The sequence below is a fragment of the Yoonia vestfoldensis genome, assembly GCF_002158905.1.
GTDB classification, from domain to species: domain Bacteria; phylum Pseudomonadota; class Alphaproteobacteria; order Rhodobacterales; family Rhodobacteraceae; genus Yoonia; species Yoonia vestfoldensis_B.
Genome location: NZ_CP021431.1, coordinates 3526791 through 3540062, shown reverse-complemented (window position 1 = coordinate 3540062; position 13272 = coordinate 3526791). Strand labels below are relative to the sequence as shown.

Below are 13272 nucleotides of genomic sequence, written 5' to 3'. Positions count from 1 at the left end.
GACATGGTGACGATCGGCGGGGTGGATGTTTCACGTGAAACAATGGTGGATTTGCAGGCCTTTGCGGCGCTGGTTCTGAAATGGACGCCCAAGATCAACCTGATCAGCGCCAGTTCCGAGGCTTTGATCTGGGACCGTCATATCGTTGATTCCGTCCAGATCTATCGTTATGCGCCCGATGATTTTCGCCTCTGGCTGGATATTGGCAGCGGTGGCGGCTTTCCGGGTATCGTTGCCGCGATCCTGGGCAAGGCGCAGCATCCGGATGCGCAATTCACCCTGATTGAAAGCGACCAGCGCAAAGTTGCCTTTCTGCGCACCGCCATACGGCAGCTGGGGCTGGCTGCGCGCGTCTTTGCTGACCGGATCGAGGATGTCCCGCCAAGTAACGCCGATGTCGTTTCAGCCCGTGCTTTGGGCAGTATGTCGGTTCTCTTACCGCTTGTTTCCTACCATATGCAGCCCGCCGGGGTCGCGATTTTGCACAAAGGCCGGCAGGTGCGCGCAGAAATTGACGAAGCGCAACAGAACTGGCGCTTTGCGCTTGAAGAACAGCCCAGTTTGACTGATCCTGATGCACGCATTCTCCTGATTCAAAGGATATCCCGTGCCGCTTGATACCGCGAAAGTTGGTCCCAAAATCATTGCGATCGCCAATCAGAAGGGCGGGGTTGGCAAGACAACGACGACCATCAACCTCGGCGCCGCCCTTGCAGAACTGAAAAAGCGGGTCCTGTTGATTGATCTTGATCCGCAGGGCAATGCCTCTACCGGGCTTGGCGTCGCTGCGGATCAGCGTGATATCACGACCTATGACCTTTTGTCCGGCGATTCGACCGTGTCAGAGGCGGCACAGCCCACCAATGTGTCCGGCTTGATGATTATCCCGGCGACAACCGACCTCAGCTCGGCTGATATGGAGCTTCTCGATAACAAGAAACGCAGTTTCCTGCTGCGCGATGTTCTGGAACATGTTGCCGGATACGACTATATCTTGATCGACTGCCCACCCTCTCTCAATATATTGACGGTCAATGCGATGGTGGCGGCGCAATCCATTCTTGTCCCACTGCAAAGCGAATTTTTCGCGCTCGAAGGGCTGTCGCAACTGATCCTGACGGTGCGTGACGTCCGGCAATCCGCCAATCCCGATCTGCGGATCGAAGGCATCGTGCTGACGATGTATGACAGCCGCAACAACCTGTCGCTGCAGGTCGAACAGGATGCGCGCGAAAACATGGGTGACATGGTGTTCAAGACCGTCATTCCCCGCAATGTCCGCCTCAGCGAGGCGCCCTCTTTCGCCATGCCGGTGCTGACCTATGACCCGGCCTCCAAGGGCAGTATCGCCTATCGCGCATTGGCCCGCGAAATCATAAAGAAATCAAAAAAGCAAAAGGCTTAGCATCATGGCACGCAGCACGAAAAACCCGCGTGGTCTGGGCAGGGGCCTGTCGGCGTTGATGTCCGATGTCGGCCAGCCCGAAACGTCGCAGACCGGCACGCCGCGCCCCGATTTGATTGTCCCGGTGGAACGTATCCGCCCCAATCCCGACCAGCCCCGCCGTACATTTGCCGAGGATGCCTTGCGCGAATTGGCGGCCTCTATCGCTGAAAAGGGGATCATCCAGCCGCTGATCGTGCGCCGGTCCCCGCAGGACCCCGACAGCTATGAAATTGTCGCGGGCGAACGGCGCTGGCGCGCCGCACAGATCGCCAAATTGCACGAGATTCCGGTGCTGGTGCGCGATTATTCCGATACCGAAGTCCTCGAAGTCGCGATTATCGAAAACATCCAGCGCGCCGATCTTAACGCTGTGGACGAGGCGGCCAGCTATCGCCAATTGATGGATAAATTCGGCCATACCCAGGACCAGATGGCCACGGCCCTGGGCAAAAGCCGTAGCCATATCGCCAATCTTCTCAGGCTGTTGTCACTGCCAGAAGAGGTGCAGGGCTATCTTGTCTCTGGCGCGCTGACCGCTGGCCATGCCCGCACGCTTGTCGGCCATCCTCAGGCCGTGACGCTCGCGCGCGAATATATTCAGCGCAAACTCTCTGTCCGAGAGGCTGAAAACCTCGCCAAAAAAGGCCCCGCGCTTAAACGCCGTTCCGTTCCCGGCGCGCCGGTCCCCAAGGATCCCGATACGATCCAGATCGAAAATGAGCTTTCTGCGACCCTGCGCATGAAGGTCACGATCGATCACAAGGCGGGCGATGAAGGCGGCAAGATCTCGATCAGCTATAAATCCTTGGATCAGCTTGATGATCTGCTGCGCGCGCTGGCGGGGAATTAATCCGCCAGCAAGGTCCGCAGGACAGCATTCAGAACAGGCCGGCCGGCGGCCGTCGCGCGCAGCCGATCCTCGGCTATCTCGACCATGCCCATATCAGCTAAATCTTTGATCTTGCTTGATAAAGCCGCCATATCCAGCCGTTCCAGCAACACGCCTTCGGTCAACCGCATCCCCATCAACAGCCGTTCTGTCGCCTGCGCTGCCTCGTCCAGCAGGCTGCGCGACAGATCGCCATTGCCGGTCTTGCGGACCTGCGCCAGCCAGCCCAGCGGCGCCAGCCCGGCCTCGGTCGCATAGCGGCGGCGGTCCAGCGTCAGCCGCCCATGCGCCCCCGGCCCGATCCCGGCATAATCGCCATAGCGCCAATAGATCTGGTTATGGATGCTCTCGCAGCCCGGTCGCGCATGGTTTGACACCTCATAGCCTGCAAAACCATGTGCCGCGCAAATCTCTTGCGTCAGCGCATACATATCTGCTGCCGCATCGTCATCGGGCAGTCCCCGCAGCTTGCCCGCTGCATAGCGGTCACCAAAGGCGGTCCCGTCCTCGATTGCCAGCTGGTAAAGCGACAGGTGATCCACGGCGAGGCTTAGCGCCTCGCGCAATTCCGCCTCCCAGGCGGCCAGGGTCTGGCCTTGTCGCGCATAGATCAGATCAAAACTCACCCGCTCAAAAACCCCCCGTGCGATCTCGAAGGCGCGCAGCGCCTCGTCGCGCCCATGCAGCCGCCCCAGCGCCTTGAGGTCGGGATCATTCAGCGCCTGAATCCCCATAGAAACGCGATTCACACCCGCCGCACGATAGCCCGCGAACCTGTCCGCCTCGACCGATGTCGGGTTCGCTTCCAGCGTGATTTCAATATCATTGGCCATCGGCCATGTCGCGCGCACCCGCGTCAGCACCGCATCGACAAGGGCGGGGTCCATCATGCTGGGCGTGCCGCCGCCAAAGAACACCGACCGCAGCACACGGCCTTCGGTCTCAGCACCTAACCGGCTGATTTCGCTAAGATAAGCAGCCTCCCATGCCCTGTGGTCGATCTGTGCCACGACATGTGAATTGAAATCGCAATAGGGGCATTTGGCCTGGCAGAAGGGCCAATGGATATAAAGGCCAAAGCCGCCGCATTCCCAATCCTCAGCCAAAACAGCCCGCGATCAGCTTGCGGAAAGCATCAGCCCGGTGGCTGATCTTGTTCTTTTCCCAGCGGTCCATTTCCCCAAAAGTCTGGTCATAGCCATCTGGTTGAAAGATCGGGTCATAGCCATGTCCCTGATCGCCGCGCATCGGCCAGACGATCTGGCCCGGCATCACGCCTTCGAACACTTCATCATGCCCGTCGGGCCAGGCCAGCACCAATGTGCAGCGAAACTGCGCCAGGCGCGGATAGGGGGCGTTTGCGGCCTCCAGTTCCGCCCAGGACCGTTCCATCGCCATGATAAAATCGCGCCCCTGCGGTGTTTCGGCCCAATCTGCCGTATAGACCCCCGGCGCGCCGCCCAACCCGTCAATCGTGATCCCGCTGTCATCGGACAGGGCGGGCAGGCCGGTTGCCTGTGCTGCGGCATGCGCCTTGATCCGCGCATTGCCGACGAATGTCGTCTCGGTTTCTTCTGGTTCGGGCAGGCCATGATCCGCGTTGGCACTGATCTTGACGCCGTAAGGTGCCAGAAGATCGGCAATCTCTTCCAGCTTGCCCCTGTTATGGGTCGCCACCAGCAGATGATCGCCCGTGAACCTGCGCATCAGCGCACCGCGGCCAATTGCAAGGCGGTCAGCTCTGCCACGCCTTTTTCGGCAAGGCCCAGCAATCCGTCCATCTGCGCGCGGCTGAAGGTCGCGCCTTCGGCTGACATCTGCACCTCGACCAGCCGGCCACCTGTCATGACGAAATTGCCATCGACGCCGGCTTCGCTGTCTTCGGGATAATCCAGATCCAGCACTTCCTGCCCAGCATAGATGCCACAAGAGATCGCGGCGACAGGGTCCACCAGCGGGTCACTGCTGATCTGGCCTGTCTTCATCAGCTTCAGCACCGCCAGTTTCAGCGCCACCCAACCCCCGGTAATCGAGGCGCAACGCGTCCCGCCATCCGCCTGGATCACATCGCAATCCACGATGATCTGCCGCTCACCCAGCGCGACACGGTCCACACCGGCACGCAGCGACCGGCCAATCAGGCGCTGAATCTCTTGCGTGCGGCCGGATTGGCCTTCTTTGGCCTCGCGCCGCATCCGCGTGTTTGTCGCGCGGGGCAGCATGCCATATTCCGCAGTCACCCAGCCAAGGCCCGAGTTCTTCAGAAACGGCGGCACCCGTTCGTCGATCGTGGCGGTGCATAGCACATGGGTATTGCCGCATTTGATCAGGCAGGACCCTTCCGCATGCATCGTGACATTGGTCTCGATCGTGACCTTGCGCATTTCGTTGATCTGACGGCCAGATGGACGCATGGGAATACTCCTGTTGCTTGCCTTGCGGGCATAGTATGCCCACATCTGAAATCCAACCCCGATTGACGCGCGGTGCAACTTGGCCTTAACTGCCATCGCCCTGAAAGAGGTCAAATTGCCGGATCAGACCCCGAATATCGCCCAGATGAACGACCGCTCGCGCGAAGTGTTTCGCCGCGTCGTCGAAGGCTATCTTGAAAGCGGCGCGCCTGTCGGTTCGCGCAGCCTGACCCGCACCCTGTCGGAAAAGGTCAGCGCCGCGACCGTGCGCAATGTGATGCAAGACCTTGAATATCTTGGGCTTCTGGGCAGTCCTCATATCAGCGCGGGGCGCGTGCCGACGCAGCTGGGCCTGCGGATGTTCGTCGATGGGTTGTTGGAAATTGGTGATCTGGATGGCAAGGACCGGCAGGCCATCGACCAGACCATGCAATCCGCCGATAGCGATGTCGCCACCATGCTGGATCAGGTCGGGCAGGCCTTGTCCGGTGTGACACATGGTGCCAGCCTTGTGCTGACCCCGAAACACGAAGCCCCGATCAAGCACATCGAATTCGTGTCCTTGAACAAGGATCGCGCGCTGGTGGTGCTGGTCTTTGCCGATGGCCATGTTGAAAACCGCATTTTCACGCCACCCCCCGGCCAGACCCCGTCATCCATGCGCGAGGCTGCGAATTTCCTCAACGCCATCGCCGAAGGGCATACATTGTCCGAACTGGGGCAGGTGATCGCGCGTGAAATCAAGACGCGCCGCCGTGAAATCGACAGCCTGGCCGCCGAATTGGTCCAAAGCGGCCTGGCCCTATGGGAAAACGAGGGCGAGGCGACCGAACGCCTGATCGTGCGCGGCCGTGGTAATCTGTTGACTGACAAGGAAAACGAAGGCGATCTCGACCGCATTCGCAGCCTGTTTGATGATCTGGAACGCAAGCGTGACATCGCCCAGTTTCTGGATCTGGCGCAGGATGGTGACGGCGTGCGCATTTTTATCGGCTCGGAAAACAAATTGTTCTCTTTGACGGGTTCATCTCTGGTCGTTTCCCCTTATATGAACGCCGACCGCAAGATCATTGGCGCCGTGGGTGTCATTGGTCCGACCCGGCTCAACTATGGCCGGATCGTGCCGATCGTGAATTACACTGCACAGCTGGTGGGCAAGATGATTGCCGACCGCTCCTGAAGGAAGATAAATATGGCCGATAAAGACGCCGCATTCCAAAGCCTTGATGAAATGGCCGCCGAAGGCGATGCAATGGATCAAGCCGTCGAGGCTGGGATCGAAGAGCTAGAGATGCTGCGCGCAGAGCGGGACGATTTCCGCGATAAATTCATGCGCGCCTTGGCCGATGCCGAAAACACCCGTAAACGCGCCGACCGCGACCGCCGCGAGGCTGAAAACTACGGCAGCGCCCGTTTCGCCCGCGATATGCTGCCGATCTACGACAACCTGCGCCGCGCCCTGCAATCGGCCGATGAGGCAGAGCAGGACGTGAACAAGGCTCTGCTGGAAGGTGTTGAACTGACCATGCGCGAGCTGATTTCCGTGTTCAAGAAACATGGGATCGACCCGATTGTGCCGCAGGTCGGTGACCGCTTTGATCCGCAGCTGCATCAGGCCATGTTCGAGGCCCCGCTGCCCGGCACCAAGGCGGGCGATATCATCCAGGTCGCTGCCGAAGGTTTCATGCTGCACGACCGCCTGCTGCGCCCCGCGCAGGTTGGCGTGTCATCGACACCGGCATCGTAGGCCGGGGTTTTACCCCGGCGCCACCATCCCCCGCAGCTCATAAATCAACGCCAACGCCTCTTTCGGCGTCAGCTCGTCGGGCAGGACCTCTTTCAACCGCGCCTCGACCTCTGATCCGGGCTGTTTCACGGCTGCCGGGGCGGGGATGGCCGCGAATAGCGGCAGATCATCGACGATTGCTTTGCGCCCGCCCTCGCGTTCGCCTTTTTCCAGCGCTTCCAGTACCACCTTGGCGCGGTCCACCACGACCTGCGGCAGCCCTGCCAGCCGTGCCACCTGCACGCCATAGCTGCGGTCGGCGGTGCCGCGTTTGACCTCATGCAGGAAGATCACGTCGCCGTCCCATTCCTTGACCGTGACGGTCGCGTTTTCGACCCCGTCCAGTTTCGCCGACAGTGCCGACATCTCGTGGTAATGGGTGGCGAACAGCGCGCGGCAGCGGTTCACATCATGCAGATGTTCCAGCGTTGCCCAAGCAATGGACAAGCCATCATAAGTCGCCGTGCCGCGCCCGATTTCGTCCAAAATCACCAGCGCGCGGTCATCCGCCTGGTTCAGGATCGCCGCCGTTTCGACCATTTCCACCATGAAGGTTGACCGCCCGCGCGCCAGATCATCCGATGCGCCCACACGGCTGAAAATCTGGCTGACAATGCCGATATGCGCCGCTGTCGCAGGGACAAACCCGCCCATCTGCGCGAGTATCGCCAATAGCGCATTCTGCCGCAGAAAGGTCGATTTACCCGCCATATTCGGCCCCGTCAGCAACCAGACCCGCGCATCGCTGAGCGCGCAATCATTGGCGACAAAGGGCGCGCCTTGCTTTTGCAGCGCCATTTCCACGACCGGATGCCGCCCGCCGGTAATCGCAAAGGCGCGGCTGTCGTCCAGTTTCGGGCGCACCCAGTTTTCGCTGCGCGCCAGATGCGCCAGCGCGGTGGCCAGATCAACCTCGGCCAGCGCGCGGGCCAGCGCACCCAGCGGCCCGGCCTGCGCCAGAATAGCCTCTTTCAGGCTGGAATAGAGCCGCTTTTCAATCTCCAGCGCATGGCCGCCTGCATTCAGGATGCGGGTTTCGATCTCGGACAGGTCCAATGTCGTGAAACGCACTTGGTTCGCAGTGGTTTGCCGGTGGATGAAGGTATCGTTCAGCGGCGGGGCGAACATCTTTTCGGCATGGGTCGCCGTGGTCTCGATGAAATAGCCCAGCACATTGTTATGCTTGATCTTGAGCGAGGTAATCCCCGTCTGCGCGATGAAATCGGCCTGCATCCCCGCGATCACGGACCGGCCTTCGTCGCGCAGCTTGCGCGCATCGTCCAGTTCCGCGTCATAGCCTGCCGCGATGAACCCGCCATCGCGCGCCAGCAGCGGCGGTTCGGCGACCAAGGCGGCATCGAGCAAGGCCAGCAGATCATCATGCCCCGTCAGATCGCGTGCGACATCGGCCAGCAGCGGCGGCAAATCGGGCTGCATCGGCAATCGTGCGGCCTGCGCAATCGTATTGCGGATCGCGGCCATATCGCGCGGCCCGCCACGGTCCAGCGCCAAACGCGACAAAGCGCGGTCCAGATCATGCGTGCCGCGCAAAGCGTCGCGGATATCATCGCAAAGCCGTGTTTGATCCAGCATGAAAGCCACCGCATCCTGCCGCGCGGTGATGATCCCCAGATCGCAGCTGGGCGAGGCCAGCCGCCGTTCCAACAGCCGCGCGCCGCCCGCCGTCACCGTCCGGTCGATACAGGCCAGCAATGATCCCTGCCGTCCACCCGCCAGCGCATGGGTCAATTCCAGCGACCGCCGTGTCGCGGCGTCGATCTGCATCGCGGATTTCTGGGTTTCGCGCATCGGCGGGCGCAGCAGGGGCAGATTGCCGCGCTGGGTGATATCCAGATATTCGGCGACAGCGGACATGGCGGCAATCTCGGCCCGTTCGAATGCGCCAAAAGCATCCAGCGACCCCACCTTGAACAGCGCGCAGAGCCGCTTTTCCCCTGCCGTGCTGTCAAAGGCGGCCGCGCCCAAAGTTGTCAGCACAGCGCTTGATTCAGACACTAATCCGGTCCAATCGGCTTGTGCGCTGTCCACGACGATGACTTCGCGTGGGGTCAGGCGGGCCAGTTCCGGCCCCAGTTTCGCCCCCGCGCAGGGCATCACATGAAACGCCCCTGTCGAGATATCGACCCAAGCCAGCGCGCCTTGGTCGCGCACGATATGAAATGCCGCCAGATAATTATGCCGCCGCGCATCCAGCAGCGAATCCTCGGTCAGGGTGCCGGGGGTGACCAAGCGGACAACCTCGCGCCGGACCACGGATTTGGACCCGCGTTTCTTGGCCTCGGCCGGGCTTTCCATCTGTTCGCAGACCGCGACGCGAAACCCTTTGCGGATCAGCGTCAGAAAATAGCTTTCGGCGGCATGATGCGGCACACCGCACATCGGGATATCGGCGTCATCATGTTTGCCGCGTTTGGTCAGCGCGATATCCAGCGCCTCGGCGGCGGCGATGGCATCGTCAAAGAACATCTCGTAGAAATCGCCCATGCGATAGAACAGCAGGGCGTCGGGATGCTGCGCCTTGATTTCCAGATATTGGGCCATCATGGGTGTGGCTGTCGTGTTCATCTTGCCCCCGCGAACCTTCGCCATACCCTATCCAGCGGGCCAAGGCGGCGAAACCCCGAAATGTATCCGTTGCGGCTGTCGGGCGGAACCCGCTATGAATGGCGGGCAGAGGGGGAACCACATGGCCAAGAACAAACTGACCCGCGAAGATGCGCTGCAATTCCACATGCAGCCAAGCCCGGGTAAATGGGAAATACAGGCCACCGTGCCGATGACCACGCAGCGCGACCTGTCGTTGGCCTATTCCCCCGGCGTCGCGATCCCTTGCGAGGAAATCCACGCCGATCCGGCCACTGCCTATGATTACACCAACAAGGGCAATCTGGTCGCTGTAATCTCGAACGGGACCGCGGTGCTGGGCCTTGGCAATCTGGGCGCGCTGGCGTCCAAGCCGGTGATGGAAGGCAAATCCGTGCTGTTCAAGCGCTTTGCCGATGTCAATTCCATCGATATCGAACTGGATACCGAAGACCCCGATGCTTTTTGCAATGCTGTCCGCCTGATGGGCCCGACCTTTGGCGGCATCAATCTGGAAGATATCAAAGCGCCCGAATGTTTCATCATCGAACAGCGGCTGAAGGAAGAAATGGACATTCCGGTGTTCCATGACGACCAGCACGGCACGGCCGTGATCTGTGCGGCCGGTCTGCTGAATGCGCTGCATCTGTCGGGCAAAAAGATCGAAGATGTCAAAATCGTGCTGAACGGCGCGGGGGCGGCGGGGATCGCTTGCCTTGAATTGCTGAAATCCATGGGCGCGCGCCATGGCAATTGCATCATGGCCGATACCAAGGGGGTGATCTATCAAGGCCGCACCGAAGGCATGAACCAATGGAAATCGGCCCATGCTGTGGCGACCGATGCCCGCAGCCTTGCGGATGCGATGAAAGATGCCGATGTTTTCCTTGGTGTCAGCGCCAAAGGTGCCGTCACGCAGGATATGGTCGCCAGCATGGCCCCGAACCCCGTGATTTTCGCCATGGCCAACCCCGACCCCGAGATCACCCCCGAAGAGGCGCACGCCGTCCGCCCCGATGCGATCGTCGCCACGGGCCGTAGCGATTACCCCAATCAGGTCAACAATGTCCTGGGCTTTCCCTATCTGTTCCGTGGCGCGCTGGATATCCACGCCCGCGCCATCAATGACGAGATGAAGATCGCCTGCGCCGAAGCCCTTGCCGCTTTGGCGCGCGAGGATGTGCCCGACGAGGTTGCCATGGCCTATGGCAAGAAACTGTCCTTTGGGCGCGATTACATCATCCCGACGCCCTTTGACCCGCGCCTGATCCACCGGATTCCGACCGCTGTGGCCCAAGCGGGGATGAAAACCGGCGTCGCCCGGCGGCCTATCGTGGATATGGACGCTTATGAGCTGTCTCTCAAATCCCGCATGGACCCGACCGCGTCGATCCTGCGCAGCCTGAACGCGCGCGCGCGTGCGGCGCAATCCACCGTGGTTTTTGCCGAAGGCGACGATCCGCGCGTCTTGCGTGCGGCCGTGCTTTATCAGCGCGCGGGCATGGGCAAGGCGCTGGTCGTGGGCCGGTCTGACGATGTGCGCGCCAAGCTGACCGCCGAAGGTCTGGCCGAAGCCGTGGACGAGATCGAGGTTGTGAATGCCGCCAATACCACCCATCTCGAAACCTATAAGGCGTTTCTTTACAAGCGTTTGCAGCGCAAGGGATTCGATGTGCAGGACATCCACCGCCTTGCCGCGCGCGACCGGCATGTGTTCGCGGCATTGATGCTGGCGCATGGCCATGCGGATGGCATGGTCACCGGCGCGACCCGTAAATCGGCGCATGTGCTGGAACTGATCAACCATGTGTTCGACGCGCAGCCCCATGATGGCGCGGTCGGGGTGACCGCCGTGCTGCATAAAGGGCGGATCGTGCTGATCACCGACACGCTGGTCCATGAATGGCCCGATGAAAACGATCTGGCCGATATCGCTGAACGCGGCGCCTCGGTCGCGCGCGATCTGGGGTTGGAACCGCGCGTGGCGTTTCTGTCCTTCTCGACCTTCGGATCGCCCGTGTCGGAACGCGCCGAAAAGATGCGCAAGGCCCCGGTCGTGCTGGACAGCCGCCGTGTCGATTTCGAATATGAGGGCGAAATGACCGTCGATGTCGCCCTGAACGCGCGCGCGCAGGAAAATTATCCGTTTTCGCGCCTGACCGGCCCGGCCAATGTGCTGGTCGTGCCTGCGCGGCATTCGGCCTCGATCTCGGTAAAGCTGATGCAGGAAATGGCCGGTGCCACCGTGATCGGCCCGATCCTGTCCGGCGTGGGCAAGCCGATGCAGATCTGTTCCACCGTGTCGACGGTGAATGATATCCTGAATATGGCTGTCATCGCCGCCTGCGGGATCGACTGATGGCGATTTGGAATCTCGGGTCGATCAACGCGGATTTCGTCTATGCCGTGCCGCATATTCCCGGCCCCGGTGAAACGCTGGGCACGACAGGGCGCAAGATGTTTCTGGGCGGCAAAGGGGCGAATATGTCGGTGGCCGCGGCGCGGGCTGCCGCGCATGTCCATCATATCGGCGCGGTCGGGCAGGATGGTTTATGGGCGGTCGAACGCCTGCTGGAATATGGCGTCGATACCCGCAATATCGCCGTGTTAGACACTGAAACCGCGCAAGCGATCATCATGGTCGACCCCAAGGGCGAAAATGCGATCCTGCTGCATCCGGGTGCCAATGCCGAGATTCCGCAGACCATCTTGCAGACCGCGATGGCCGAGGCGCAGACAGGCGACTGGCTGGTGATCCAGAATGAAACCAACCTGCAACGCACCGCCGCCAGCCTTGGTCGCAAGATGGGGCTGCGCGTCGCCTATGCTGCCGCGCCCTTTGATGCCGATCGGGTGATGGCCGTGCTGCCTTACCTTGATTTCCTGATCCTGAACGCGGTCGAGGCGGATCAGCTGCGCCAAGCCACCGGCAAGCTGCCCGCTGATCTGGGTCTCGCCGATGTGATCGTCACGCGGGGCGCGGATGGTGCGGATTGGCATGGTCCGCAAGGCCATCAGCATTTCCCCGCGATCAAGGTCGATCCCGTCGATACCACCGGCGCGGGCGATACCTTTACCGGCTATGTGCTGGCGGGGCTGGATCGCGGCATGCCGATGGCGCAGGCAATCGGGCAGGCGATGCGCGCCGCCGCCTTGATGGTCATGCGCCATGGCACCGCCGATGTGATCCCCGATCTTTCCGAAGTGCAGGCATTCCAAGGATAAACCATGGCCGAGGTCACCACCCACCAAGCCGCGCAAGACGCCCGCAACGATGCGATCCTGATCTATGTCGATGGGCGGATTGTCCCCAAGGCGCAGGCCGTGATCAGTGTCTATGACAGCGGTTTCATGCTGGGTGATGGTATCTGGGAAGGGCTGCGGCTTTATAATGGCAAATGGGCCTTTCTGGACGACCATATCGACCGGCTGTTCGAGGCTGCCAAAGCGATTGATCTGGATATCGGCCTGGACCGAAAATCTGTCATTTCCGCCTTGTTAGAGACGCAAAAAGCCAATGGCATGACCACCGACGCCCATGCCCGGCTGATGGTGACGCGCGGTGTGAAAACGCGGCCTTTCCAGCATCCGAACCTGTCCCAGCAGGGGCCGACATGCGTGATCATCATGGAACATTCCCTGCCCAAGATCCCGCGCCCGATCACCTTGGCCACCGTGCCGCATATGCGCGGGCTGCCGATGACGCAGGACCCGAAACTGAACAGCCATTCCAAGCTGAATTGCATCCTCGCCTGTATCGCCGCGCAAAAGGCCGGCGCGGATGAGGCGCTGATGCTTGACGTGCATGGCTTCGTGAACACGACCAATGCCTGCAATTTCTTTATCGTGAAAAAAGGGCAGGTCTGGACCAGCACGGGCGATTATTGCATGAATGGCATCACCCGCCAAAAGGTCATCGACCTCTGCCGCGTCAATGATATCCCTGTTTTTGAGCGGAATTTCAGCCTTGTGGACACCTATAGCGCGGATGAGGCTTTCTTGACCGGCACTTTCGGCGCGCAAACCCCTGTGGGCCGTATCGACGGGCGGGTGATCGGGACAGGCGATCTTGGCCCCGTGACCACCCGCCTGCGTGCGCTTTACAAAGATCTGGTGGCATCATCATGAGGAT

Annotated in this window: 12 protein-coding genes; 8 read left to right on the top strand and 4 right to left on the bottom strand. The window is 60.8% G+C overall.

What is annotated here, in order from left to right:
• The first annotated feature begins 3 nt into the window (after nt 1-3).
• Genes rsmG through LOKVESSMR4R_RS17745 form a run of 3 tightly spaced genes read left to right on the top strand, consistent with a single transcriptional unit; the run spans nt 4 to nt 2297 of the window.
• A complete protein-coding gene (gene rsmG, locus LOKVESSMR4R_RS17755) occupies nt 4-618 on the top strand; it encodes a 16S rRNA (guanine(527)-N(7))-methyltransferase RsmG (RefSeq protein ID WP_087211501.1) in 615 nt (204 codons plus the stop codon).
• Nucleotides 608-1405, top strand: coding sequence for a ParA family protein (locus tag LOKVESSMR4R_RS17750; protein WP_087211498.1), 798 nt, complete (start codon nt 608-610; stop codon nt 1403-1405). The genes rsmG and LOKVESSMR4R_RS17750 overlap by 11 nt, the downstream gene beginning before the upstream one ends.
• A 4-nt stretch (nt 1406-1409) precedes the next feature.
• A complete protein-coding gene (locus tag LOKVESSMR4R_RS17745; protein WP_087211495.1) occupies nt 1410-2297 on the top strand; it encodes a ParB/RepB/Spo0J family partition protein in 888 nt (295 codons plus the stop codon).
• Here LOKVESSMR4R_RS17745 and hemW read toward each other — a convergent pair.
• From hemW to rph, 3 genes are read right to left on the bottom strand one after another with little or no spacing between them, the layout of a single operon-like run.
• The gene (gene hemW / locus LOKVESSMR4R_RS17740) at nt 2294-3442 is read right to left on the bottom strand and encodes a radical SAM family heme chaperone HemW (RefSeq protein ID WP_087211493.1); all 1149 of its coding nucleotides are present in this window, start codon (nt 3440-3442) and stop codon (nt 2294-2296) included. The two genes, LOKVESSMR4R_RS17745 and hemW, sit on opposite strands and share 4 nt — an antisense overlap.
• Entirely contained in the window at nt 3435-4043 is a 609-nt protein-coding gene (rdgB, locus tag LOKVESSMR4R_RS17735) for an RdgB/HAM1 family non-canonical purine NTP pyrophosphatase (RefSeq protein ID WP_087211490.1), read from the bottom strand. The genes hemW and rdgB overlap by 8 nt, the downstream gene beginning before the upstream one ends.
• A complete protein-coding gene (gene rph / locus LOKVESSMR4R_RS17730) occupies nt 4043-4750 on the bottom strand; it encodes a ribonuclease PH (RefSeq protein ID WP_087211489.1) in 708 nt (235 codons plus the stop codon). Before rph ends, rdgB begins: the two co-directional genes overlap by 1 nt.
• 115 nt (nt 4751-4865) lie before the next feature.
• On the opposite strand from rph, the gene hrcA reads away from it, so the two are divergent.
• Together hrcA and LOKVESSMR4R_RS17720 are read left to right on the top strand one after the other, a co-directional pair.
• Nucleotides 4866-5930 carry a heat-inducible transcriptional repressor HrcA gene (hrcA, locus tag LOKVESSMR4R_RS17725; RefSeq protein WP_087213533.1) on the top strand — a complete coding sequence of 355 codons (1065 nt, stop codon included), beginning with the start codon at nt 4866-4868 and terminating at the stop codon, nt 5928-5930.
• A gap of 51 nt (nt 5931-5981) precedes the next feature.
• Nucleotides 5982-6497 carry a nucleotide exchange factor GrpE gene (locus LOKVESSMR4R_RS17720; RefSeq protein ID WP_420645919.1) on the top strand — a complete coding sequence of 172 codons (516 nt, stop codon included), beginning with the start codon at nt 5982-5984 and terminating at the stop codon, nt 6495-6497.
• Between the two features lie 9 nt (nt 6498-6506).
• On the opposite strand, the gene mutS is transcribed toward LOKVESSMR4R_RS17720, so the two are convergent.
• Nucleotides 6507-9146, bottom strand: a complete 2640-nt coding sequence (gene mutS, locus LOKVESSMR4R_RS17715) for a DNA mismatch repair protein MutS (protein ID WP_420645895.1) — start codon at nt 9144-9146, stop codon at nt 6507-6509.
• Between the two features lie 97 nt (nt 9147-9243).
• On the opposite strand from mutS, the gene LOKVESSMR4R_RS17710 reads away from it, so the two are divergent.
• From LOKVESSMR4R_RS17710 to LOKVESSMR4R_RS17700, 3 genes are read left to right on the top strand one after another with little or no spacing between them, the layout of a single operon-like run.
• Entirely contained in the window at nt 9244-11499 is a 2256-nt protein-coding gene (locus LOKVESSMR4R_RS17710) for an NADP-dependent malic enzyme (protein ID WP_087211483.1), read from the top strand.
• Nucleotides 11499-12365 (top strand): ribokinase, encoded by an 867-nt coding sequence (locus tag LOKVESSMR4R_RS17705; RefSeq protein WP_087211480.1) that lies wholly within the window; start codon nt 11499-11501, stop codon nt 12363-12365. Before LOKVESSMR4R_RS17710 ends, LOKVESSMR4R_RS17705 begins: the two co-directional genes overlap by 1 nt.
• Nucleotides 12366-12368: 3 nt before the next feature.
• A complete protein-coding gene (locus LOKVESSMR4R_RS17700; protein WP_087211477.1) occupies nt 12369-13268 on the top strand; it encodes a D-amino acid aminotransferase in 900 nt (299 codons plus the stop codon).
• Nucleotides 13269-13272 lie beyond the last annotated feature (4 nt).

Coding starts and splice junctions, on each gene's coding strand:
- LOKVESSMR4R_RS17710 (WP_087211483.1), top strand. CDS start 9,244: ATGGCCAAGAACAAACTGACCCGCGAAGATGCGCTGCAATTCCACATG.
- LOKVESSMR4R_RS17720 (WP_420645919.1), top strand. CDS start 5,982: ATGGCCGCCGAAGGCGATGCAATGGATCAAGCCGTCGAGGCTGGGATC.
- LOKVESSMR4R_RS17700 (WP_087211477.1), top strand. CDS start 12,369: ATGGCCGAGGTCACCACCCACCAAGCCGCGCAAGACGCCCGCAACGAT.
- LOKVESSMR4R_RS17705 (WP_087211480.1), top strand. CDS start 11,499: ATGGCGATTTGGAATCTCGGGTCGATCAACGCGGATTTCGTCTATGCC.
- LOKVESSMR4R_RS17745 (WP_087211495.1), top strand. CDS start 1,410: ATGGCACGCAGCACGAAAAACCCGCGTGGTCTGGGCAGGGGCCTGTCG.
- mutS (WP_420645895.1), bottom strand. CDS start 9,146: ATGGCGAAGGTTCGCGGGGGCAAGATGAACACGACAGCCACACCCATG.
- rph (WP_087211489.1), bottom strand. CDS start 4,750: ATGCGTCCATCTGGCCGTCAGATCAACGAAATGCGCAAGGTCACGATC.
- rdgB (WP_087211490.1), bottom strand. CDS start 4,043: ATGCGCAGGTTCACGGGCGATCATCTGCTGGTGGCGACCCATAACAGG.
- rsmG (WP_087211501.1), top strand. CDS start 4: ATGGTGACGATCGGCGGGGTGGATGTTTCACGTGAAACAATGGTGGAT.